We start from the raw sequence: 25,035 nt of genomic DNA, 5'->3' as shown, positions 1-25,035 counted from the left end.
AATGTCAGTGTTGAGTGAAATCATCACGGCTGTTGTGGCGAAGAGAGCGTACCCCAACGTCTTTGATCTATAGGCGGCTCTCGCCCTCCGTTAATATCAAGTCAAGTTACCTTGGTGAACGATTACGTTTAGCCAGACGACTACGCTGAGAACTGCCACCACGCTCAGCTACGTTATGGGCTTCGTCGATAACGATAATGTCCCAGTACGCCTGCTCCAGATAGTGTCGGTACTCCACATCCTGCTTGAGAGTGTCGATGGAGATTATAGTCTTATCGTAGTAATAAAACGGGTTGTGGTTGGTGGGGATACGATTACGCACCTTCTGAATACCTGTAGAATCCAGACGAGTCAGAGGAATAGAGAATCGGTTCCACATCTCTTTCTGGAACTGTACCAGCATAGATTTCACAGCCAGAACTAATATGCGTTTTCCCTTACCCCTGCGCATAAGCTCAGACATTAGAATACCGGCTTCCAGGGTCTTACCCAGACCAACGTTATCGGCTATAAGAATACGTTGCCTAGGCTGCTGCAACGCCTGTTTAGTAGGGTCGAGCTGATAAGGAAGCGAGTCCATAGCCGCCTTGTGGCCCATGTAGATTTTCTCATCAGTAGGGGTACGTTGGCGTAGCATACTTTCAATATATAGTAGAGATGCTTTATAGTTAGCGGAGTTATCTTCAACCAGTCGTGTCTGCGCCGGATCAAGGATAGCGATATCCTGCTCCAACTCGGTGATAAAGCGACTCTCTTTACCGCGAACAAGCTCAGAAACCCCTTCACAAGTTAGCAATTGATTACCATGTCCCAACTGATCAACACGACGGATAGTCCACTCTTCATTACGAATTTCAACGCGCATTCCGGGCGCATAACTAGTATTTTTATTACTCATTAATCATAGCCTCATGAGTTTGCTTCAACTGTTATTTGATACAGAAGCAGACCAACCGAATTTTCGCGGATTATACCGCTTTTTTTTCTAATAAACTTGAGGTTCTTTCAGATTACAACTCTTTTAATATCAATTGGATACAGTTTAACCAAAATACTCCTAACAATAGGCAAGTTTTGCAAAAACAACTCTAATTAGTGACTTCTAAGGTGGGGTTGCATTAACAGACAAACTGATTTTTTGTAAGGCAGTTGCATCAATAGGTGCAAAATAACATTTCCATCCGAATTGAGAAAAAGCTTCCTTTGCATCCAGTTCTTCAGGTTCAAAAACAGCAATTTTGTAGTCGGGCCATGCAAACTCAGCCATCGCTACTACGCTTTGTTCATGCACTAACTCAAAGCCCAGTATAGGAACAATGAGGCTCTGCTCTCTGAAACTCTCAGCCTCATTGACCAGAAAAGTATTCTCCAGAATAACTTGCCATCCTGAATCATCGTCAAGGTCAGTATTTATTACAAAGTCGATATCATTGGAAACAATGCAAAGCTGCTCACTTGCTCTGGTCATCCCTACATAAGCGACTTGTGGCTCTCTATCAAAGAGCTCATTTGACACATCGATTAGTACAATGCACTTGTTTTCCAGCCCTTGGAAATTATCTATCGTTGAATAACTAATTTCTCTTGGAGGAAAAGACTTCATCTTGTAATCGTCTAGCTGAACGACTTGGTTCAATATTTCTTTAGGCAGCCTATTTATTACACTATCATTGTAGTCTCTCGGAGAAAGGACTGTGATTTCAGAGCGCTTATAACCACTACCTATTTGTCGCAAAATTATCTCACTAAGACTTCCTTCTACGTCGTTAGCTTCTATTGAATACTCCTGTACAGAAGGTCCGATCATAGATTCTGACTTTAACGATGCTGTACCGACTTTCTTCTTAAGGTATGAGAGAACAGTACGGGTATTTCTAAAACTTTTTGTCAGTGAGTGATTCGAGTGAGGTAAGGCTTGGATATACTTTATAGACTCTATACACTGTGAATGATTGTTTTCTAGCTGATTAATTGAGTCTTGAAAAAATACCCAATGTCCCGATTCGATACCTCCTAATAGATATCGATTCAATATCTGAACTAAGCTCTTATTTAGACAAATTTGTGCTTCATCGATTATTAAATGATCATAATGACTAATGAAATTACGACGGCTTTCTATCTCTACACTTTCCGGGTAAGCGACTATTACACGTTCATTCTGAAGTGCACTTTGAAGGTATGCTTTTAGCCATTTTGAATGACATATTATTAGTAAAGTTTTTGAGGAGTGTAGGTACTCATTTGCCAATTTTTTTATAAGAAATGTTTTTCCTGTTCCTGCAGGTCCTTCACAGATAATATTCTTATGGTCTAAAAAATCTCTTACGACGTTGCTTTGCTCTTGCGATAACTCTCCAAGCGGTTTATCACGAAATATAGGAATGAAGTCGGGGCGCAACACTACTGAGATAGCTTTAATATCAAGATCGCTAAGCTGTTTAATCGTACTATTTGCGCTTTGCCAATATGCAATATGAGCATCAATCCAGTTCCTGAAGTTTCTAAATCCAGCTCTTGTACATATTAGTTCTTTAGGGAGCTCTAGTGAGCTTTGAAATTCACTAGTTTCAGGTATTATTACCCCAAAACCAATAACATGCTCATGGCTTAAAAGTCCCATTTTTATTAAGGAATCACGAAGCGCATACACGGCGCTCCTTGCCTGTCTTACAGGGTTCTGAATAATATAGCTTTTATACTTACCTCTTGAAAACCAGTTACCATCTTCTCTGTAAACACCTCCCCCTTTCACCTCAAAAGCAAAAATACCTGCAGTACATATCAACAAAAAGTCGATTTCAGTATTCTGCTTTTCTCCGTGCTTTGGTAAGCCCAGAGAGTGTAAAACAAACCCGCTATCCATAACGAGTTTTCGAAACGAATCGAACACTTTTAGTTCTGCTTGGCTACCATTATCGTATGGTTTGCTTGGGTTTATTTGCATATATCAAACACTTTGTTAAAGGTACTATCCAGTACAGTTTTCTTCATCATGATCGATGAATAAACTTCACTATCAATAGCGACTCCCAGAGATGAATTAATATCAGCATTCATTTTCCCCTCAGAAAATGAGAAATTTTTAACTTTCAGCTCTAACTTACAAGCTTCTGAAACACCGAGAAGTTTGATTATTTTTTGTTTCTTTTCCAGATACAGTGAATTAGAGCTAATTATTTCCAATATAGTTTTAATTGGTCGTATTTTATTGTCAGAATTTGAACCACTTAAATACTTAATATACTGAACAAGTTTTTGAGTTACGAAAATCTCCAAACCATTTATATTTCTAATTTCTTTTGCAATGAACCTATATTGGCTGGTCAGTCCAAAAAATAAAGCAAAGTTTAAATAATCTTTTTCATCCAAAGCATCATCAAAATTTTCAAGCATTGACATGGCAGATGAGTTATAGACTAAGTTTAATAAAGTTTTTCGCAACTCTGAATTGTTTTCATTCAGTGCATACTTGGCACTCTGACCTTCTTCATCTGTATTGTCATAGACTGACATCATTTCATTCATGATATTATTAAACCGAGCATTAACTTTTTGGATACCCGTATCTTTACTTAAAAATGGTATGACATTATTCAACACCTCATTTTGAGAACCACTTGATGATTCATCTATTTTTATCAGACTAGAAAATAAATCATTATATATACTTTGGTTTTCATTTACTTCCTCGCTTTTGTCTCTTGTTTGAAAGAATGAGATGATCCGTTCTGCTAGGCTTTCTGGTTCGGATATATATTCTAATCCGTTTGGAACTTGACTTAACCTGTGGAAATAGGCTTGAGATAACTCTCCATTTTTAGTCATTACATAAGCCATACATAAAGTTCCAGCGTATGCTAATGCTTTAGGTATTAACTGAGGCGATAATGCAGAGACATCCGAATCAAATTGTCTAGACAAAACGTTTATTTCTTCAGAATCTGTACTTTCGTTTTCTACCTTACCCTTAAATAAATCATCGTTATTAGAATCTTCACTATCTTTTTTTATGCTCTTCTCAACTAACTTTGAGAAACCTGTCTGTTTTATTTTGCTTTTATCAACAAAACTAAAACAACTAGGACCTTGTTCAAATGTCAGTCTTTCAAAATCACTTTTTGCCTGTTTATCTTCAAAAATAATCTCTTCAATTTGACTTAAAGAAATACAGTTCTTGTAAGGATAAAAACCATATTCTTCGTAAAAATCAATGTCATCATTTATCTTTAGCTTTAATATCGCACTCTTTAGGTACTCATCTTCGTTCTTTGAAAGAACAATCCCCTCATCAGACACTTTGTTGGTATATAAAGGAATTACTCCTGATTTAAGACTCAACGCATCCACACTATAATTCCCTATTGGAAATAGTTCTTTCGGTGTGATTATTCCGGCATGAAAGAAATTAACAAGGTTGTCTACACAAATGGGGGTTAAGTAGATAGCCATTATATTACTTTCCTTTTTAATATAGTTTCATCAGTTGGTAGTAGTGGTGTGATATTGTTTGTTAAAGCATCACTTTGCATTATAAACAGTTTATCTATAGCTCGACTGAACATTACATATAGTCTTTTCTTTATTGCCGTTTCATCGCCATTGTATACTTGCAGTCCATCAAGAATGACATAGACGGTATCAAACTCTATTCCCTTTACTGACTTATCACAAAGTACAACAATTCCACCTTGATCGAATGGAATATTTACATGTCCTTGCTTTTGATTGCTCGAATACGTAGAAACAACGGGAGTGCCATTTCTCCGATTAGGTAACTCTGCACTTGCTAATTTTTTTACATAATCTTCTCGCTTAACTTCTGAGGGTACAATTACCCCTATAAGCTTTCCAGGACCGTTATCTGCTTCCCGCAAAATGTTCTCTACACATTTTTGTACGGAAGTATAGTTTATCAATGTTGGTGTATCTATTGATGGCTTATTAGGAAGCTGAGGCAACGGACTGGCGCGATCTGTGTAAAAATGTTGAGCCAGTTTAGCTATTGGCCCTGTATTTCTATGGTTTTGTGTTAACTCATGTACCTTACTTGTTTCGATATCAAATACTGTTTCAAGATCTCTTCTACTTGAGTTGTCTAACGTAATTTGTTGGTTTTGGTCAGCAACAACAAAAAAGTTCTCAAAACCTAAGTGCATTAACGATTCATAATATCCTATAGGTAAATCCTGTCCTTCATCGATAACAATGTCATATATTTCATTTTTCGATTGATAATCGTCATAGTGAGATTCAAAAATCATCTTCAACTTCTCGTAATCTGGTGATATTTCCCGCACTTTTTTCTGTGTAATTGTTGGCTCACACACCGGCATAAATTCATTTGTCAGCTCATATTGAATCTTATATATAAAACTCATTGCCGTATCAAAATTTGAAGCCGTTTTATCTAATGATACTGCGCTGTGCTGTAGCACATGATTGAAGGTAAGAAACAGTGGCTTTTTTCCATTGTTATATTTCGCTAATCGATGTAATGCAATAACCGACTTACCAGTACCAGGAGCACCGACTACAATATGTTGGCCATCCAGAGGCAGTCGTAAAATACGTTGTTGCTCCTTAGTCAACTGACTCAGCAACGGCAACTTGAACTCTCGTTTACTCACCTGCCATCTCCTTTATAAATTGTTCTAGCTCCGGAATACCGAGTACTTCATCCCCTTTAATCAGAGTACGATCTAGAAGTACATTTCCATAGTCACAACTAGTATCTGGTACCAAACAGCAACCATGGCATGCAGCTAAATTTAGTCCATCTCTTCCCTGCCCAGTATGCTCAGAACAAACAGGATCAAGAGTACACCACTTAGCATGAGTAAAAGCCCCTTCTAGCAGAGCCAAAATATTTTTTGGCTCTGCCTGCTCCATGAGACCACCCAGTGAGCCACTCACATCAGCAACAGCTGTGTAGATTAAAAAACCACACATTTCGTCATCTATAGATGCATAGATTCGCTCAGATAAAGAGGCCGCAGGGTAACCGCAGTTGTTCTCCAACTCTCGGATCATTAGGTGGGCAAGAGTGTGTAATAGCAAGAAACGAGGAGAGACTTGACTAACTTGAATGGTACTTCCTGAAGTTTCAAAACGTATAGCGAGTTCTTGAGCTCGTCTAACTACAGGCGTTAAGTTTTCCCAATGTATAAGCCAAGAAGGATCTAATGTAAGAAAAATCCCTTCACCAAACAACTCAATTGCAGGTAACCAGTGGGACTCGCCAACGATATCTGGAGGCAAGATAATGGGGTCCGGCGTTTCTTTTGAACCATCTTCCCCTTCTTTTTTCTGAGGGCGTAAGCGATGAAAGCCCTTGAATATCTGAACCTTTCGAAGCCGATCTACCCTAACCAATTGACCAATTACAGAAGCATAGGTTTTTAAGTTTTCGCTCACACACAACTTGAGATCGTCTAATCGCTCGGTTTGATGCTTAGTGATAAAGTCAGCAGCCTTGGAAAATGTTTGTTCCGTTATAAGTGCTTCGTATTCTTCTTGGAGCATTTGTCCTGGTGAGCCTATTAATTCATGCTCACACTCTTCTTCTTTAGCTGGATTCTGATACTGAAGCAGTGCTTTACTAACATCTTCTGCACTAACTTCTAGGTCGGTAGCAAGACGACGAATCCTATTCTTTCGTAATAAATGTGTGGGAGAAGATAATATCGCATCCAAGGCGTCTGTATATTTTGAGATCTGAGCTAATACATCAGTTGGTTCATCATTATTAGATTCAGGTGGTATTACTATTCCATCTGCAAGAACTGGAGTGTATACCTGAGGATCACTAATTTCGACAACTTTAGTCGCAAACCGGTCGTCCTCATTATAATTCAATCGCTCATAGATCCATGGTTGTGGAGAGGACAGTCTTATTTGTACACGATGAGAGTTAAACTCGATTCTGCTGCGACATTCCATGCACTCTATAAATTCTTTACCACCCTTGCGAAGGTGGACAAGATTGTTATTGTGGTTTTGTTCAAGACACCTCTGTTTGCGTACTCTGATTTCATCTGGATCGTTGTTAGCAGACCTATGAACCAACCACTGCCAGTTAACTTCCCCTAAGTGACCTAGCTCATCAATATTACAGTATATCCCTTGTTTTAAAGGCGCGTCATTTTTGCAATGCTCACATAATATTTTATTACGAGCATTCGGATTAAAGTTGTCAGGTGGGTTGAGTACCATACGGCCACAACCAGTACATTCGAAATAACGGGGAAACAAAACCGCTGGAATTGATTTAGAATGATCAGCTTCATTCTCTTCATTTCCGGTAGGCGGTAAAAAAAGGTCCTCGGATACCTGTAGGCAACGTTGAATCCTCCTTACATTTCTTATCGGCTCTAAAGATTCTGGAACATTTGCCCCCCAATACCTTGTATCTACAACCACCGCTGTATAGTCATTTTTATCACGAACAATACTACCAACCCCCTGATACGCTCCTAGATGAGAAAGACGGAGGGGCGTATATTTGCTAATCATGTTTTATCCCTTTGACTGTTTTCATCAAAGCGCTGTCTTCCACATTCCTCATTGAAGTCAGAGCATTCCACATCGCTTTCTTTTCTGCACCATAGGTCTTAAGTAAAGAGTCAGCAGCACGATCATCACGACTATTGTACTGAAGCTGCCTCCTACTTGTTTTTGCATTCTTAGCTTGAAGATCCCATTCATCAACCAAATCATCTAGCGTTGACAACGTCAGCTCGAGCTTTTCGCTGTTATCTTCTTTTTGATAATAATCTTCAAATGGACCACAAATTGCGGACTCTATACGTAGCCTGAACTGGTTTATCAAACGTTTGATTTTTGAGTTATCTTTATCGAAGCAATCGGCGCCGTCATTTTCTGCAAGCCCAATGCCTCCCATTCGAACTGCAACCACAAGTGAGGAATGAAGTGCTCTCTTAACTGCCTGATACGTAAAGGGGGTTAAGCTCGTAGGTTCGACATATCGATAAAATGAATCATGGTACGAACAGAAATTTTCGTAATGAGACAAGCTCCGCGTCTGGGATTTGTAGTAATTAATAAAAACAATACCAGGAGCCTTTCCCCGCCCAACCCGGCTACTCGCCTGAATATACTCTGCTGTTGTGAGTGGCTGACCATTTATGATCATGACAGCAAGTCGTTCAACATCTAACCCAACAGAGACCATATTTGTTGCCAAGGCAATATCAACACAGTCAGGGTTATCTTTCTCTTTTGCCAAAGCATTGAAAACAGCATTGTTACTTTCAGCACCTTGCATGCTGGTAAGAGTTTTAGTGTTTAGTCTCCGAGGCTCGATCTTTTTGTACTCAGACACTTCTGAAAGCAAACTATTGTATCTGTCTGTGATATCCTGAATTCTGCGACTAACTTCCCCTCCAATCAGTGTTTGGCTTATTCCAACGCCCTTTAAACTTCCGTGATACAACATCTGTGTCCACCAGGCTTTTTGAAGCTCTGGGTCCGACTGTTGATGGATAACTGGAGCGCATGCTATAAGACTTGCTAATGGTGCGAGACATTGTTCTCGTGACTTGTTATAGGCCATATAGCCAACATATAAACGACCTGGCCTTTGGGATGTGGGAACAGTTTTAGCGAAGTATGAATCTTTATAACTAATACCGGCCGGTGGGAAAACGGCTTGTTTCTTACCATACAGCAGCTTTATTTGATGTTCTGCATTACGTATAGTTGCAGTAGATGCAATATATTTAGGATATATCCCTCGAAGCACCAACGCAGATTCTATACCGACCTCGTAAAGACCAACCATTGAACCCAGCTCACCAGAAATTAGGTGTAATTCATCCTGAATAATGAGCTCGGGTGGTCGTTGCTGCTCCAAGCCAAAAAATACCTGCGCACGCGCTTCCCAGGCTAACATCGCAAACTTATCTACTGTCGCTAAAAGTAAGGTTGGCGGGTGTTTATACAACGCTTCGTCAATAGTATTAAAAGGAAGAACCGGGCTATCGCTTTTCCCGAATTCGCATTCGGGGTTAGTGCATTTAATGGCAAAACTTGTATCTGATATCAGGTAATTTTCCTTGGTGAAATCACTCTTACACCAAGGACAGCTTGTCATACCAAGCTTTTCAAATTTATTTTCATTGATAGTCTCTTGAGCGGTTTTAAAAGTATTTGCAGTACTTGCCGCCCCGACCCAAAGCCCTAAAGTAAAGGGTTCATGTCCTAATAAGGCAGGTTTATTTCTACGTAAAAGTTCTAAAGCAAATATTACCTTTGAGGCACGAACAAACTGCTGGCTTGTTAAAAGGCGCAGTGTGTAACGCATTATGCATGCCGTACCTGAAGAACTGTCAGGATAACAACATCTGCGATAGACGAACAAAAATGCCATGACTCCAAGGTATGCCTCTGTTTTCCCTCCTCCAGTAGGAAACCAAATAAGGTCAACAAGATCACGGTATTCATCATCTTCATTGACAACTGATTGCATCGTCATCAGTACGAATGCAAGCTGAAATGGTCGCCAATTAAATTGACTTTTATCCCCTACTTTGTCCTCAACAAGCATTTGTTTAAGCATTGCTGCATTGGCATATGAAAACGCAATTCTAGCCGGCTTACTTTGCTCTAGAAAAGTAATGCCTTTTTCCATGCGCTCTTTTGCTTCTCGAGCCTTCATGATAATTCCGTCAGCCGTTTCTTTTTCATCCTGATCATATGAGTTAGCTACTGTGACTTGCTCTTCGATCCAATCTCCGTAACTATGAACAAAAGCTCTAAGTTCTTCTACTACCAAAGGATCCTTGTGGCATTTAGTTAGGAAATCAAAATTCAAGTATCGAAACTGGTCCCCTGCGGTATTAGCAGTCACCGAAGGTACTTCAACTTTTGGCATAAAACTGGTTTCGAGTACTATGTTGCCTTGCTGATCCACATTCCAATCCACGGCAGCCGCGTGCCCAATCCCAAATACCTTCACGTCCTTATAACGAAGTTCAAGTTCTCGTTCTTCTTCAGTAAGAAGTGATAAATCTTTCCTTGGGTAACTCTGTACAGTCCCTTTGATTGCTGTTGCTTTAAGAGATACATTAAATAAAGTTGCAGCAGCTACTTGTGGTGTGTTTTTTTCAGTTTTCTCTTTCTCATTGTTCGTTAAGGTAATAGTTACGATGAAGCCAGCCCCAAAAGGGCGCCAAATTTGATAAAGTGTCGCTCGGTAAGTCTGTTTTTTCTGCTCATAAAAGACTTCTGTCTGAACAACACGTTCACCGTTTCTTGGTGGTACTATGACTTCAAAATTATCATCTGGAGAGTAGACATGCTTTACCCAAGAATCTACGGAACCAGATCTTCTTTCTAATACACCGTCAGGCAAGGGCTTATAAATTGAAGCACCCAACTCAACTGATAGCTCTATTCCTTCGCCGTCATCCACAATATAAAATGAAAATCCAACTGAAGACGGTGGGGTTATAGAAGAAACTACATTACTATCCGTGCTTTTCTTTGTTGTAGAATCATCTTGCTTCGGAAATAAAAGTCCAATATCTATGAGGTCTAACGGATTCTTCTTTAAACTCTCAACGTCAATATCTTTTAAGTTGTTTTCGATCCATTGAACGAAATCACGTCGTGCCTCTGAGTAGTTCATAATGTAGAGTCCTAAAGATATTTCTTGAATTACATACTCACATTGTTTGTTCTCACGAAAAGACCAGCTCTAAAACGGTAGTAAACGTATTTTTAAGGGTGAGTGAGTAAATCAAAGAATGAAACAAAGCCAATCTCAACTATACAAGAACTCATCTCTACAAAAAAATACAGACCTCACACCTAACTTTACACTTTGATAAAAAACCGTAAAAAAGAAGCTAAGATGGGCTAATATTCCAGTTGGACTCCATGCATGACAACGGCTCTGGTCTGCGGTGCTCTATCCCGTCGCGAGTTTCCAGAGCAAGTTGTCGTTCATAGTGATCGGTGTAGCCAATATTGTTCAAAAGACTATCGAGACCTCTTAGCTTTCTATAACAAAGTATTAGTAGAAAAGGAAATTGCTGGGACATTTGCTTGTGTAGAGAGCGTCTTCCATTCAATGAAAGTTGAGGTGATTATGACTTGAGATGCGATGCACCAAACTATCTTCGCATACATAGAAGTTGATAGTAACAGGACTAGAACGCACAGTACTCTTGGGTATCTAAGCCTAGTTAACTTTGAAAAACAAAATGTCTCTTAATGAATTATCCAGTCTGGAGCAGACCATAACTTAGCAAACCAATTTATAAAACTATAAATTAATTAAGCGATTTCATTTAGCATGTCGAAATACTCTTCCTCATGAGAACCACCAAAATTATCCCACCCAAATTTAGTTAATATACCTCTGGAGCCAGAAATATAGCTGTTTATTAGTTTTTCTGGTTTTTCATGCCAGGAGATATTAAACGCAGCTAGCTTAGGAAAGAAACACATAGACGAATACTCTGGAACATGATCATGAATCCACCAAGCAAGAGCTTGCCAATGCCCTGTTCTTTCGTAATACGGCAAAAATGAGTTAACCACAATACAAGCAGTAGCCCCCATATGCCCTTCACTGTCTCGATAATCCCAAATATGACCAGCGTAGTTGGCCTCATTACGTGAGCAGTTATACTGGTTCTTATTTTCTGCGCCTCTTGCATTTACAGCTGGTGAACGGTATGCAGACCGGATAGAAATACGTCCAAACTCACTTTGAATCGGTTCTAATACTTTTACACAAAGTTCAGTTCCAGCTTTGATCGCTATGTCTGGGAAATCAGGAATATTTGGGATCCCTTCCATTTGGGATATCTCTGAGTGCAAAAAATCGCGCATGAAAAAGTTCGTTGATAGCCTTACTCGCCCTAGTTCTTCTAATGACTTCACTGTTCTTGGTTTTTTCATAACTTCCTAATTACCCTCTCGTACTGACGAAGTTGCACATCAACCACTTGTTTCCGTACTGATTTAGGATAGATGGAAATTAAAGAATTGCCCTGATTGCGCACTAAAATTGAGACCTAATTGCTTTAGCTAATACCGCTTAAATTGATAGTGCTAGGATGAACCAATATGAAAAAGGTAAGCATACTCCTGATGTGCAAACCTTGAAGCTTATCTCGGACGAGCTTGGAGTGCCCCTGAACTACTTTTTTTGTGAAGATGAATTTTCCGCTGACTTGGCGAAAAACCTGAACAAACTATCGGATAGTGATAAACAAATAGTTCTCGCCCTAGCTGCTCAATTGCTTGAGCAAACAGAATCTGGAAAATAGTTCCTAGCTGATACAACTGTTCCAATTGAACCCGAACTCAACTTCAAAAGCAGACTTGCATCACAAAATTGATAGAAAGCTTGAATGAATATGTGGTGGATAATGGGTCAGTTTGTACATGTACATCATGTACAAAAAAGTCTCGATTTATCATCAAATATGGCTTGTACATGTACAACAATTAGTAAAAATATGAATGACTTATCTATAACTTATTGTTTAATAATGAGTTTAGTAAGACCAACCAACCATGTACAGGGTAGTCTTCATAGATTCGTTAAATTTAATATAATCGTACGCCAAATGTTGCCAATGAGCGCTCCTGTTCCCCTGTGAATTTGAAATTTAAAGACTTTAATGTGAGTATTAAACATAATGGCTATTTACCATAAAATAGCTAATATCGATCTATCAATCTGCGATTGCTTGTTCTTCAATTAGCGTATTACTTACCAAAATAAAAAATGGCGTCTATTTTTAGACGCCATTCTGAGTTTTCCTTAATGTAAATTAGCCACCGGCTAATTTGACTGTCATGCCTTTCTTTTCAAGATGCGCTTTGATCTTGTCTCTAGCATCACCTTGAATTTCGATATTGCCATCTTTTACCGAGCCACCACAGCCGCAGACTTTTTTGAGCTCTGCAGCTAATAATTTTAAAGGTGCATCATCCAAGTCTAAACCTGTCACGATGCATACACCTTTACCCTTACGGCCTTTCGTTTGGCGCTGAATTCGTACAATACCGTCGCCTTTGGGGCGAGATGTTTTTTCTTCTTCCGGCTTAATTCGACCGGTTTCTGTTGAATATACCAGAGTCATTCTATTGTTTCTTTTGTTGTTGTGCTTGCATCGCTTTTTGCTTTGCAACTAAATAAGCTTCGATATGACGTTGAATAGCAGTTTTACTACCCTTAATCAGTTTACCATTAAACATACAGTACCAAGAGTTGGGCTGACCTGTATCATTTTGAATAGTATAACCGTTAAAGACTTCTGATTTTGCACCACCAATTTGCTGCGCTCTTTGTCCAAGCGCAGCAAACTCTTTGGGATCAATAATTGATGCGGTATCGCACCACCAATCAATGCTTTTCTTTACCGCCGTCAAACTGCCTTGTAAGACGTGGTTCTTGATTTTAACCTTCCAAATACTGCCATCTGGTCCGCCTGACTGCAGGTTAAAACCTCTATAGTTTGAAATCGCCATACCACTGAGTCATCTGTTTAATGCGTTGATATAATCATAATTGCTACTGAGCAATATTCAAATACGGCTTGAATAAACCTTGCTCTAGAAAACAATTTCTATCATAAAACGCGCCTCGATAACGTTAATCACTTGGCACTGTTTATACAATCTTCCAAGAACTCATGGAATTTGTGCCCGTTATTTTGAAGCATTTTAGGGAACATCGAGATCGGAGTCATACCTGGGAATGTGTTTACTTCGTTTAAGTAAATCTCATCATCTTCCGTTAAGAAAAAGTCGATACGAGACAAATGGCGAAGATTCATTTGCTTAAATACCCTCTCAGATGCGTGCTGAATTGCATCTAATTGCGCTTGGGTTAGATTCTTCGCTTCAACTTCAGTGAGCGAGTGACTTGAACTGCTGTACTTTTCATCGTACGAGTAAAAAGCACCGTCAGGTGCAATAACCTCGCCTGGCTTCGTTATGTGCAGCTGGCCATTCATCTCATATGCAGCAACTTCAAGCTCTCGTGGTTTTACTGATTTTTCAACCAACACTTGGTCAGAAAACCCAAACGCATCATTTACTGCATTGGAAAGTTTATCTTTTTCTGTGACGCTGTAACATCCAACAGATGACCCTTGACGAGCGGCTTTGACAAAGACTTTTCCCCATTTTTCAAATGCTTTATGAGCTTGAGTATGAGCTTCTTCATCGTTGCGCGTTAAGAATAAGTATGGCGTATTGGGAATGCCGATAGCGTCGTACCAAAGCTTAGATGTGATTTTATTGAAGCTATTGCTACTTGCTTCTGGCCCGCAACCCAGGTAAGGAATGCCTGCGATTTCAAACAGAGATTGAATATCACCTGTCTCGCCTGGAAAACCATGTATACAAGGCACAATGAAATCGATGGTTTGATTAGATTCACTTGAGCACAACTGCTTGGTATTGAGATCCAAGTAAACCAACTCACCTTGGTTGGTCATCCAACCTTTGTTTTTAATTTCTACGCGTGTAACGTGAACGTCTTCAATAAGATTTAATTGTTGTTCGACAAAGTTTGCAGACAATAATGAAATCTCGTGCTCAGAAGAGCCGCCGCCGCATAGTAGAAGAATATTTTTAATCATGAATCAATCTTTCCGTGACCTACAAAAGATACTATTTATTATGATAAACCTTTGAAGTGTTACGTACAGTAATTTTAGTGTGAGGAATTTTGTTCGAGTAGGATTTGAACAAATAAATAAGGGAGCTATTCGCTCCCTTATTTGATGTGTTAGTTTAATTTGTTAAGCGTTGGGTAAGCTGAGTTTTTAATGGCGTCAATGCTTTTAACAAATGGTCTTAACTGCTGAAATTGAGCAGGCAAAGTCGAAATCGCTTGCTTGGCTTCCGCGCTTGTTGCGTAGTCTCCGTATAAAACTGAGAACCACTTAGTACCGTTGACGACTTTGTAGTTTTCCCAAATTGGCTGACCGTTCTGTGGCAGCTTATTTGCAAACTGATCGACTTTCGCTTGGCTACCCACAGCCGCGACTTGAATGGTATAGCCGAATCGTTGAATACCTGCTTGCTTTTTACTCGGTGGTACGATCTTAACTGGCTTCGCCTGCTCTTTTGGCGTTAGCTTGACTACTTTCTTCTCTTCAGGCTTTGCCGTCATTTTCACAACAGTTGGTTGTACGTCTTTTTCTACTACAGCGTTTTCAGACGCCATAATTGGCTTAGAGATACGATCTGATTTGTAGTCCTCTCGATAACTTTCAGAAGTTACGTCTGTGATGTAAGTTTCAGATGCACAAGCAGAAAGCAGGACTGACAAGCCGATGATTGCGATTTTTTTCATGAAGTAACAAATGCTCTGGATAAATATTACGATAAATCATGCCGATAGCAGGGCCGTTTATCAAGCATCAAATACAATAATCTGTGATTTTGATGTGATGAATAACACAAACTCCATAAGCATCGCCCACATTTTATGCAATGTCTGGTCTGAAGACGTTTTATCAATAAATTATTCGTTTATGATTGATATGAAACCGATAGGCAAACGTTACTTGCAAACGGCTAGGAGTCAGCATGAATAAACTACATAAACTCTTTAAACCCAACTCTGTGGCCGTTATTGGGGCATCTCAAAAAGCATTGCGAGCAGGGCATGTCGTTATGCGCAACCTTCTACAAAGTGGGTTTGGTGGCGCGATTATGCCAGTAACGCCGCGATACAAAGCGGTATCCGGAGTTATAGCCTACCCTGATGTGGCTTCCCTACCCTATACGCCAGATATTGCGATTTTATGTACGAACGTTTCACGCAACGAGCAACTGCTTAAAGAGTTAGATGAAAGAGGCACGCCGTTTGCGATTGTTATCTCTGATGACGCTCAGCCTTTAAATATTTCATCATTGAATATTCGAGTTTTAGGACCGAACAGCTTAGGTATTATCTTGCCTTGGCACAATTTTAACTGCACGTTTTCTCCTGTTGCGGCTAAGCCCGGAAAAATTGCGTTCATCTCACAATCTGCGGCGGTGTGTACCACAGTGTTAGACTGGGCAAATGATAAGAATATTGGCTTTTCTTCGTTCATTTCGATTGGACGCGGACAGGATATCGATTTTGCAGATTTGCTTGACTACTTAAGTATGGATGGGAATACGGAAGCTATTCTGCTTTATGTGGATAATATCCAGGATGCTCGGCGATTTATGTCTGCTGCGCGAGCTGCTTCACGGAACCGCCGTATATTGGTATTAAAAGCGGGCCGCTCTAAAGAGATGAATACTTTCGAACAGCAAGATGGTGATACGCTTGATGTAATTTACGATTCTGCCATCCGTCGAACTGGTATGTTACGAGTCAGCAATACGCATGAGCTATTCGCTGCGGTAGAAACACTCACGCATTCTGTGCCACTTCGTGGAGAGCGTTTAGCGATCGTCACCAATGGCGGCGGCCCTGCTGTTATGTCCGTTGATACTTTGATTGAACGTGGTGGCCAGCTCGCAACACTTGATGACGCTGCCATTGAGCAATTACAAACTGCACTCCCGTCCAACTGGCGCGCTCGAAATCCGATTGATCTGTCTGGTGACGCAACAAAAAAACGCTACATTGATACCATTAACGCACTGATGAATAACGACTGTGCAGATGCGATCTTGATTATGCATAGTCCTTCTGCGGTTTCCGACCCTCTTGAAACTGCTCAAGCTGTTATTGAGGCGATCAAGGCTCACCCTCGGCATAAGCATTTTAATATCTTGACCAACTGGTCAGGAGAACAAACGTCGAGAGAGGCACGACTGGCATTTACTCAAGCTGGCATTCCAACCTATCGAACGCCGGAAAGTGCGGTCGTTGCATACATGCACCTGGTTGAGTATCGGCGAAACCAGAAGCAATTAATGGAAACGCCAACGACGGCTGAGCCATTGCACTCTGGAAGTGTGAGTTCTGCAAAAGAATGGGTAAATGAACGACTACTGGATAAAAACACAGTTACCTTGGATACGCATCAAACCAGCCCATTATTTAAGCTGTTCGGGTTTAATGTTCTGCCAACATGGATTGCATCTGACGAAATTGAAGCCGTGCATATGGCAGAAAATATCGGATACCCTGTTGCGGTTAAGTTGCGATCTCCAGACATTCCTCATAAATCGGATGTACACGGTGTCGCCCTGAATTTAAGAAACAGTCGAGAAGTTTCCAACGCAGCGCTATCCATTCTAGATACCGTAAAGCTAAGTTACCCTTCTGCCAATGTACACGGTCTGTTGGTACAAGGTATGGCAAAGCTCGGCAGCGCTGAAGAGCTACGGATTAGTATTGCAGTAGATAAGGTCTTTGGACCTGTGATTTTGCTTGGTCAAGGCGGCTCGGAGTGGAATATCGCCCAAGATGCCGTCGCTGCACTTCCTCCTTTGAACATGACGCTTGCACGCTACCTTGTCGTTGTGGCTTTAAAGTCTGGAAAGATTCGCCTGCAGAAACACAAAGATGCGCTCGATATTAGTGAGTTGTCGAAATTCTTAGTTCGTATCTCCCAAATGGCGGTTGAGTTGCCAGAAATACAAAGACTGGATATCCATCCAGTATTAGTGTCGGGAAGCGATTTAACTATCCTCGATGCGGACATCACACTGTGTAAATACGAGGGAGATGCGCAAAAACGTCTGGCGATTCGTCCTTTTCCGGCAGAATTTGTCGAAACTGTAACGCTTCGAGATGGCCAACCTATCCTGCTTCGCCCTATCCTGCCTGAAGATGAGCCGCTGCATGCTCAATTCATTAATAGCGTATCGAAAGAAGATCTCTATAAGCGTTTCTTTTCTGAGGTTGGTGAGTTCAACCATGAGGCTTTGGCAAACTTCACTCAAATCGACTACGACCGCGAAATGGCGTTTGTTGCGGTAGCGTTTAATACCGACGGACCGTCTATCATAGGCGTAGCCCGCGCATTGATTACACCAGATAATAGTGATGCTGAGTTTGCTATTTTGGTTCGTTCAGATTTGAAAGGAAAAGGCTTAGGTAAAGTGCTGATGCAGAAAATTATCAGCTATTGCAAGATTAAAGGCACAAAGCAAATGTCTGGAATGACCATGCCTACAAACAGAGGGATGTTGATGTTAGCTCAAAACCTGGGATTTGAAGTCGATGTTCAGTTTGCCGATGGTACGGCAGATATGGTGCTCCCTTTAAATTGAAAAATAAAGCATTAGCGATAACTTTACTTCTTAGATTCGATAAGCAATGGGAACCTAAGAAGTAAAAGTTACGTTGTTACTTTAGTTTCCAATTCTTTTTCAAGTATTGAATACACCAGGATTTCGCCTCACCCATGGTATTTCGGCGCCATGCTAAGATAATATCCATCGGCTGCTCTTCTGTACCTTCGATTCGCTTCAATACGCCACTATCAATCAAAGGTTGTGCAATTTGGCTTGGTAACGTACCAATGCCTAAACCTGCAGTGAGCGCATCTACTTTTGCCGTAAAGTTGGTGACGGTCAAGCGAGGCTGTTTTTGAATGATATTAATTGAGAGCGCAGGTTGTTCGCGTGCAGTGTCTGCAATGGCAATAATTCGGTACTTTTCTCGCGCCGCCTCATCAAACTTACCACTACGCTTGTGAACATAGTGATCAGCTGCCGCTACCCAAAACATGCTCATTTTACCAATTTTTTCTGATTTGACTTCTTGAGGAAGTGTATCAAGTGATGGGCAAATCAGTAAATCCGCTCTACCTGTATTCAGCGATTCCCAGCTACCAGCCAAGATCTCTTCTTGCAGTCTGACTCGTGTTGAGCTGACTTCAGCCAATGCATCAACCATAGGGAAGAAATTGGATATAGGAATAATGCCATCAAAGGCAATGGTAATATCCAGTTCCCAGCCATTCGCCAATAACGTTGCATCATTCACTAACTTTTCACTGGCTTGTAAAATGGCTCGTCCTCTTTCAAGGATGAGCTTTCCTGCTTCAGTAAAATGGGCTTTGTGGCCAGAGCGATCGAAGATAATGATGTCTAAGTCTTGCTCGAGTTTCTGGATCTGATAGCTCAGTGATGACGGGGCTCTATCTAACTCATTCGCAGCAGCTGCAAAACTCCCTCTTCGGTCAATGGCATCCAGAATATGGAGCGCTTCTAACGTAATTGGACTCTGCACATGGCCTCTCTTAATGTGATTTTTGTCACATTGATTGTATTTGGATGATCTTATCAAGAACTAACATTAAACAATATAACACACTGATAACTAAAGACTAGAAATGCTCATAACCTAAGAGTTCTACTCAAGATAAAACCACAAATGACAATGGTAATGATAGTAATTATTATTTAGATCTATTAATATCCCGTTTGTTGTTACCTATTATGGATCTAAGGTATTGAAGCCAATGTATAAAAAATCAATTTTGTCAGCCTCTATTCTGATTGCACTATCCCAAGGTGCCTACGCTGAAGATCATTCAACCTTCAATGAAGTGGTCGTGACTGCGACTCGTACTAATAGCCAAATCGAAGACACTGCTGCTTCTGTTGCGGTCGTTACTGATAAGAACATCGAAGAAAGCATGGTCACTGGCTTAGATGACCTCTTTGAGTACACGCCAGGAGTCACGGTTAAGACAAACTCTCGCCAAGGTGTCCAGAGTATCAATATCCGTGGTATCGAAGGCAATCGAATTAAAGTTCTTGTGGACGGCGTATCTCAAGGTAACCAGTTCGAATCAGGGAATACGTTCATTAACTCTGCTCGCGTTAACGTGGATACCGACCTAATAAAAGCGGTTGAAATTGTAAAAGGTGCAGCATCGTCTCTACATGGTTCTGACGCAATTGGTGGCATTGTTGCATTTGAAACTAAAGATCCGGCTGATTTCCTTAAGGGTCGTAACTTTGGTGGCCATGCGAAGTTAAACTACTCTTCCGAAGACAATACATTCAGTGAATCTGTGGCATTAGCGCACAAAACTGGCGATTTGGAATCTTTACTTGCTTATACGCGTCGCGACGGCAATGAACTGGATAACTTTGGAGATCTAGCAGATGCAGATACAGAAGCGAACAACTTACTGGTTAAGCTTCAGTACCAACTCAATGATGCACATCGTGTTGAGTTCAATGGGAATTATATTCGCAACAAAGGCAACGGAAAGCAGTCTTACAACGGTTATACTAATGCAACAAGTGAGGATGTAACAGAACAATATCAAGTTGGTATAAAACACATCTGGGAGATGCAAACGGCCGTAGCGGACTCCCTTACCTGGCAACTAGATTGGCTTAGCAAAGAAGAAAACGGCATTACTGATCGTGTTAAAGGTCAGAATAACCAACGTAAAGACTACATATACGAGGATGAAGGTTACCAGTTTGATTCTCAGTTCGACAAATATCTCATGCTTGGTAGTACAGAGCATTACTTTGTGTACGGTGCATCCTTCAGTGATAAAGACATTAAGAACGTTAACAAAGAGTACAACAGTGCAAGCGCAAACAAAGAAATTTTCTATATCCCTTCTGCGAGCGAGCGTCGTTACGGGCTCTTTTTACAAGACGAAATTACGGTAGGTAACTTTACGATTACCCCGGGCGTACGGTGGGATGCATTTGAAACCGATCCAGGTGACACAAGCAGCAACCCAAGTGGTAACGCGGCTAGCGACTACAAAAAGTTTTCTGATTCTGCATTTACAGGCCGCTTAGGTTCTGTTTATAAGCTTAATGAACAACATCGTTTATTCGCACAAATAAGCCAAGGTTTCCGTGCTCCAGATTTCCAAGAGTTGTACTACTCCTTCGGCAACCCAATGCATGGCTACATTTTTAAGCCAAATCCTGATTTAAAAGCAGAAGACAGCATTTCGTACGAATTTGGTTGGCGACATAATAATGACATTTCTAGCAGTGAAGTGTCAGTTTTCTACAGCGATTACGACAACTTCATCGAGAGTAAAACCGTCTCTGGCACTTGGACACCAGTGACTGACCCTGCGATTCTGCAGTACGTAAATATTGGCAAAGCGACAATTAAAGGTATTGAGTTTTCAAACCAACTTTCGTGGAACAAGTTCATGCCAATAGAAGGCTTTAGCTCTCGTTTAGCAGCGGCGTATACGGAAGGTGAAGATGGAAACAATAATCCACTAAACAGTGTTAACCCTTGGAACCTTGTCGCTGGCTTTAATTACGATTCAGAACAAAACTGGGGAACCACGTTAACCATTAACTACACCGCATCTAAAGATAAAAGCGACATAAATGACGATAAAGTATTGCCTATCTCCGCAGCTACGGTCGTAGATGTCACCGCGTACTACAAACCTATTAAAGACCTTACGTTGCGAGCAGGTCTGTTCAACGTGACAGATGAAGAGTACTACAATTGGAATGATGTGCGTGACCTTCAGACAGAAAACAAAGATCTGACTCAAGCTGGGCGGAACTGGTCAATTACAGCTAAATACGAGTTCTAAAGCCTCCGAAAACACAAAAGCCAGCTTAATGCTGGCTTTTTTTTTATGGCTTTCATTTCAAAAATGTAAAGAAAAGTATGAAAAATGAAAGTTTACTGTTTTGCCATCTCTTTTTTCACCATTACTGCTGCTGCAATGATAAAAGTGATGATCAGACCGAGTTCCATGAACTACCCCAATAGCTATGAGAAAATTTATAACCCAAATTAAGAGTCGGACATAGTTTAACAGCTCTATATAGACTTGCTACCTTTTAACCAGTAATTTACGATTTTTTCCGATTTGGATCAAAAAAGACGCAATTATGCGTCTTTTTGTTATTATTATGTAAATCAAGATTAGGCGTCTGGGTAACCTTGAGGGTTGTTAGATTGCCAACGCCATGTATCACCCGTCATTTCCTCTAGAGTACGAGACGCTTTCCAACCTAACTCATTCATTGCTTTTGATGGATCAGCCCAACACTCCGCAATATCGCCTGGACGACGTTCAACAAGTTGGTATGGAACATTTTTACCACTTGCGGTTTCAAATGCTTTCACCATTTCAAGCACACTGTAGCCATTGCCAGTGCCAAGGTTGTAGACATGAAGCCCAGCTTTGTTACCTACTTTTTCCAAAGCAGCGACGTGACCATCGGATAAGTCCATCACATGAATGTAGTCACGCACGCCGGTGCCATCTTTCGTTGGGTAGTCGCTACCGAATACAGAGAGGAACTCTCGGCGGCCCACCGCAACTTGAGAAACAAACGGCATTAGGTTATTTGGAATACCTTGAGGATCTTCACCTAACTCACCTGTTGGATGTGAACCTACAGGGTTAAAGTAACGAAGAAGTGTGATGCTCCAATCTGGATTCGCCTTTTGGAAGTCTGTTAAACACTCTTCCACCATTAATTTACTGCGTCCGTAAGGGTTAGTTGCGCTAGTTGGAAAGTCTTCTGTGATTGGAACAGAAGCAGGATCGCCATAGACAGTTGCTGAGGAGCTAAATACCAACGATTTAACTCCAGCTTCGCGCATTGCATCAACCAATACCAAAGTGCCATTCACATTGTTGTCATAATACTCTAGAGGTTTTGCTACGGACTCACCGACGGCCTTTAAACCTGCAAAATGGATAACCGCTTCTATATCGTTCGATTTTAGAACCTCTACCATTGTCGATTTATCTCTGATATCGGCTTGGATGAAGGTTGGCTTTACGCCACATACCTTTTCAATGCGCTCTAAGACCGTAGACTTACTGTTGTACAGGTTATCTAGAATCACTGGCGTCATACCAGCTTCGATCATTTGAATACATGTATGGCTACCGATATAGCCCATACCACCCGTAACAAGTACTTTCATTTTATCATTCCTTCTGACGCGAATGGGTTTAGTTTAAAGCTTTGACGTTACGATTTAAACTGTCTCCTGCAATTCACATCCCATTAATATTGCTTGGCCTTTTCCGGCTTTTTTAGCTTGATACATTGCAGTATCTGCACTTTTTAACACTCGAGTGGCATCTCGCTCATTAACACCGACCAATTTTACGCCGATGCTAACGCCAACCTTGAGCGAGTTACCTTTGTACTCGATTGGTGTGCATACGCTTTCGAGCAGTTGTTCTGCAATTCGGGTGACGACTTTTTGGTTGGCAGGATTAACCAACATGACAAATTCATCACCCGAAAGTCTTGCGATTAAATCACTATGTCGAGTCGCAGATGTTAGACGCTCGGCTACTTTTTTCAGAACTTCATCACCTGCGTCATGGCCATAGGTATCATTAACCTCTTTAAAACCATCGAGATCGAGGTAAAGCACCGCAAATTCGTCACGTAAGTATCCCGACCGTTGTACTAATTCTTCCAACTCTAAATGGAACTTGGAGCGATTCGCTAACCCCGTTAGTGCATCGTGATGAGCTAAGTACTCAAGTCGTTCCATCTCTTTTGCACCAGAAAGATCGGTAAGAACAATGACTAGGTCGTAGAACCCATTGTCTTCACACTTAACGATACGATTAACCCTTGCAAACATCGGCACAAACTGGCCAAGATGGTTCTGTTCAATAACTTCCCCTTGCCATACCCCGTAGTTTTCTATCGATTCAATGATGCTAGGCATCATTTCCTGCAACTTGCGCCACTTAAGTGTTTGGATAAATGACTTCCCAATAAGCTGATCCATCTCTAGTCCAACTAACTTAGTGACCGCAGGGTTAGCCATTGTGATAACACCTCGATGATTAAGAACGATGAGGCCATCTTGGCTGATCTCAAAAACACGCCCCGCAACACGCTGCCTGCTCATGGCCTCTTCAATTTCGGTGATATCTTGAATCGAAAACAATAAGTGTCCATGTGTGGACAAACGACGACTGGTTAAACTCAACTGCTGTTCGTTGTCTGCATTTTTGAGGTGAATGTCATCGCATTCTAACCCCCTACTTAGGATTTGGCTCAGCTCATTCGGTGTTTTCGTTTTAATTAGATCACGGATATTGGCATGCTCAAGTTCCTCTGACTTTTTTTGAAATATCTGCCGAGTCGCAGTATTACAGTAAATAACACGCCCGAAGTTGTCGGTAATAACTAATGCATGTTGAATAGATTCAATGACTTCTTCTGAAAACGCCCGCTTTTGTTCTAACATTTCTAATGAATGTTGCCGCTGTTTCTCGCGTGTTGTTAACTTGTTCATCATTTGATTGAAGGAATGTGCGAGTTCTCCAATTTCATCCTTGGAGTAATAGCGAACTTGAGTATCCGTATTTTGTCCGTGTGTCACACTCTCTATCGTATGACTCAGTTCTATAACAGGTTTGAGAACAAGCCTATCGATACTTATGTAAAAGATAGTGCCACCAGCGAACAGCAACAGAAGAAGTACAGCACCATCTCGAAGTAAAGATTGTTGGGCTTCTATGATTGGACGATGGGAAAGCGTAACCCTCATACTGCCAATGACACGACCATCGTGAATAATTGGCTCTAGAACATAAAGAAATTTGGCAGATAAGGCATAACCTAGCGCGTGTAACTTGCTTCTTTCAGTTTGATTAGGGACGGGAGCTGATACCCCACCTCCTTCAAGAACAACGAAAGGTTGATCATCTTGGTCGTAAAGTTTGACCCGCGTAACATTCGGCTGGTTTAAAAAGTTGATGAGAGTAGTTTGAGCTTTTTGCTTGTTCTTTGTCGTTAGCGCATCTTTAATTGAGAAAGAAACATTGTTAATCAACTTTCTCGTTTGTTCGACCAACTCATGCTTAGACGATTGGTATGCAGTATACGAGGTATAACCTTTTGAGATAACAAAGATAGCCGTTATAAAGACCAAAATTGGCCAAATAAGCTTTGCTCGTAATGACATATGTATTCCTGTCGCAGACAACCACTAAAAATGACAGAAGCGTTGTTATGCAATCTATTACCCATTAAGGGCGACAAGATTAACACGATGCCAATGCAAAATAACCTTAAATTCTCAATAATTGGATGGAAAAGGAACGAAATACCTTAAAATTCGGATCAACTCAAATA

At 40.8% G+C, this 25,035-nt stretch carries 16 protein-coding genes and 2 pseudogenes; 4 read left to right on the top strand and 14 right to left on the bottom strand.

Annotated elements, in window-relative coordinates; translation table 11 throughout:
- Positions 1–106 precede the first annotated feature (106 nt).
- The 6 genes from L3V30_RS16415 to L3V30_RS16390 all read right to left on the bottom strand — a co-directional run bounded on the left by L3V30_RS16415 (position 107) and on the right by L3V30_RS16390 (position 10,651).
- A complete protein-coding gene (locus L3V30_RS16415) occupies positions 107–898 on the bottom strand; it encodes a DEAD/DEAH box helicase (protein ID WP_237309319.1) in 792 nt (263 codons plus the stop codon).
- Between the two features lie 204 nt (positions 899–1,102).
- Positions 1,103–2,947: an NERD domain-containing protein/DEAD/DEAH box helicase gene (locus L3V30_RS16410; protein ID WP_237309318.1), complete on the bottom strand. Its 1,845-nt coding sequence runs from the start codon at positions 2,945–2,947 to the stop codon at positions 1,103–1,105.
- Positions 2,938–4,452 (bottom strand): hypothetical protein, encoded by a 1,515-nt coding sequence (locus tag L3V30_RS16405; RefSeq protein ID WP_237309317.1) that lies wholly within the window; start codon positions 4,450–4,452, stop codon positions 2,938–2,940. The genes L3V30_RS16410 and L3V30_RS16405 overlap by 10 nt, the downstream gene beginning before the upstream one ends.
- Positions 4,452–5,630, bottom strand: coding sequence for a DNA/RNA helicase domain-containing protein (locus L3V30_RS16400; RefSeq protein ID WP_237309316.1), 1,179 nt, complete (start codon positions 5,628–5,630; stop codon positions 4,452–4,454). The genes L3V30_RS16405 and L3V30_RS16400 overlap by 1 nt, the downstream gene beginning before the upstream one ends.
- Complete coding sequence (locus L3V30_RS16395; protein ID WP_237309315.1) at positions 5,623–7,515, bottom strand: DUF1998 domain-containing protein; 1,893 nt, start codon at positions 7,513–7,515, stop codon at positions 5,623–5,625. Before L3V30_RS16395 ends, L3V30_RS16400 begins: the two co-directional genes overlap by 8 nt.
- On the bottom strand, positions 7,508–10,651 hold the full coding sequence (locus tag L3V30_RS16390) for a helicase-related protein (protein ID WP_237309314.1): 3,144 nt from the start codon (positions 10,649–10,651) through the stop codon (positions 7,508–7,510). Before L3V30_RS16390 ends, L3V30_RS16395 begins: the two co-directional genes overlap by 8 nt.
- A 255-nt stretch (positions 10,652–10,906) precedes the next feature.
- On the opposite strand from L3V30_RS16390, the pseudogene L3V30_RS16385 reads away from it, so the two are divergent.
- A pseudogene (locus tag L3V30_RS16385) lies at positions 10,907–11,239 on the top strand (IS3 family transposase); the annotation flags it as partial.
- A gap of 62 nt (positions 11,240–11,301) precedes the next feature.
- Here the strand turns inward: L3V30_RS16385 and L3V30_RS16380 are convergent.
- On the bottom strand, positions 11,302–11,931 hold the full coding sequence (locus L3V30_RS16380; protein ID WP_065275290.1) for a peptidase M15: 630 nt from the start codon (positions 11,929–11,931) through the stop codon (positions 11,302–11,304).
- A 155-nt stretch (positions 11,932–12,086) separates the two neighbouring features.
- On the opposite strand from L3V30_RS16380, the pseudogene L3V30_RS16375 reads away from it, so the two are divergent.
- Positions 12,087–12,302, top strand: a pseudogene (locus tag L3V30_RS16375) (helix-turn-helix transcriptional regulator); the annotation flags it as partial.
- A 510-nt stretch (positions 12,303–12,812) separates the two neighbouring features.
- On the opposite strand, the gene yciH reads toward L3V30_RS16375, so the two are convergent.
- From yciH to L3V30_RS16355, 4 genes are all read right to left on the bottom strand, one after another.
- The gene (yciH, locus tag L3V30_RS16370) at positions 12,813–13,124 is read right to left on the bottom strand and encodes a stress response translation initiation inhibitor YciH (protein WP_012842285.1); all 312 of its coding nucleotides are present in this window, start codon (positions 13,122–13,124) and stop codon (positions 12,813–12,815) included.
- 1 nt (position 13,125) lies between these two features.
- Positions 13,126–13,512, bottom strand: coding sequence for a DUF3319 domain-containing protein (locus L3V30_RS16365; protein WP_085344751.1), 387 nt, complete (start codon positions 13,510–13,512; stop codon positions 13,126–13,128).
- A gap of 128 nt (positions 13,513–13,640) precedes the next feature.
- Positions 13,641–14,630 (bottom strand): D-alanine--D-alanine ligase, encoded by a 990-nt coding sequence (locus tag L3V30_RS16360; RefSeq protein ID WP_237309313.1) that lies wholly within the window; start codon positions 14,628–14,630, stop codon positions 13,641–13,643.
- A 149-nt stretch (positions 14,631–14,779) separates the two neighbouring features.
- A complete protein-coding gene (locus L3V30_RS16355) occupies positions 14,780–15,349 on the bottom strand; it encodes an SPOR domain-containing protein (protein ID WP_005390018.1) in 570 nt (189 codons plus the stop codon).
- A gap of 236 nt (positions 15,350–15,585) precedes the next feature.
- Between L3V30_RS16355 and L3V30_RS16350 the strand changes: the two genes are divergently transcribed.
- A complete protein-coding gene (locus tag L3V30_RS16350) occupies positions 15,586–18,219 on the top strand; it encodes a bifunctional acetate--CoA ligase family protein/GNAT family N-acetyltransferase (protein ID WP_203342492.1) in 2,634 nt (877 codons plus the stop codon).
- Positions 18,220–18,295: 76 nt separating this feature from the next.
- Here L3V30_RS16350 and L3V30_RS16345 read toward each other — a convergent pair whose 3' ends face one another.
- Positions 18,296–19,183 carry a LysR family transcriptional regulator gene (locus L3V30_RS16345; protein WP_005395465.1) on the bottom strand — a complete coding sequence of 296 codons (888 nt, stop codon included), beginning with the start codon at positions 19,181–19,183 and terminating at the stop codon, positions 18,296–18,298.
- A 232-nt stretch (positions 19,184–19,415) separates the two neighbouring features.
- On the opposite strand from L3V30_RS16345, the gene L3V30_RS16340 reads away from it, so the two are divergent.
- Complete coding sequence (locus L3V30_RS16340) at positions 19,416–21,497, top strand: TonB-dependent hemoglobin/transferrin/lactoferrin family receptor (RefSeq protein WP_012842289.1); 2,082 nt, start codon at positions 19,416–19,418, stop codon at positions 21,495–21,497.
- Between the two features lie 338 nt (positions 21,498–21,835).
- Here L3V30_RS16340 and galE read toward each other — a convergent pair whose 3' ends face one another.
- Positions 21,836–22,852: a UDP-glucose 4-epimerase GalE gene (gene galE / locus L3V30_RS16335; RefSeq protein WP_047010392.1), complete on the bottom strand. Its 1,017-nt coding sequence runs from the start codon at positions 22,850–22,852 to the stop codon at positions 21,836–21,838.
- Positions 22,853–22,906: 54 nt separating this feature from the next.
- Positions 22,907–24,865: a diguanylate cyclase gene (locus L3V30_RS16330; protein ID WP_237309312.1), complete on the bottom strand. Its 1,959-nt coding sequence runs from the start codon at positions 24,863–24,865 to the stop codon at positions 22,907–22,909.
- Between the last annotated feature and the right edge of the window lie 170 nt (positions 24,866–25,035).

It is taken from the genome of Vibrio sp. A1-1, from assembly GCF_021728175.1.
GTDB lineage: Bacteria > Pseudomonadota > Gammaproteobacteria > Enterobacterales > Vibrionaceae > Vibrio > Vibrio diabolicus.
The sequence above is the reverse complement of the archived record's forward strand: the minus strand, read 5'-3'. Positions and strand labels throughout refer to the sequence as shown.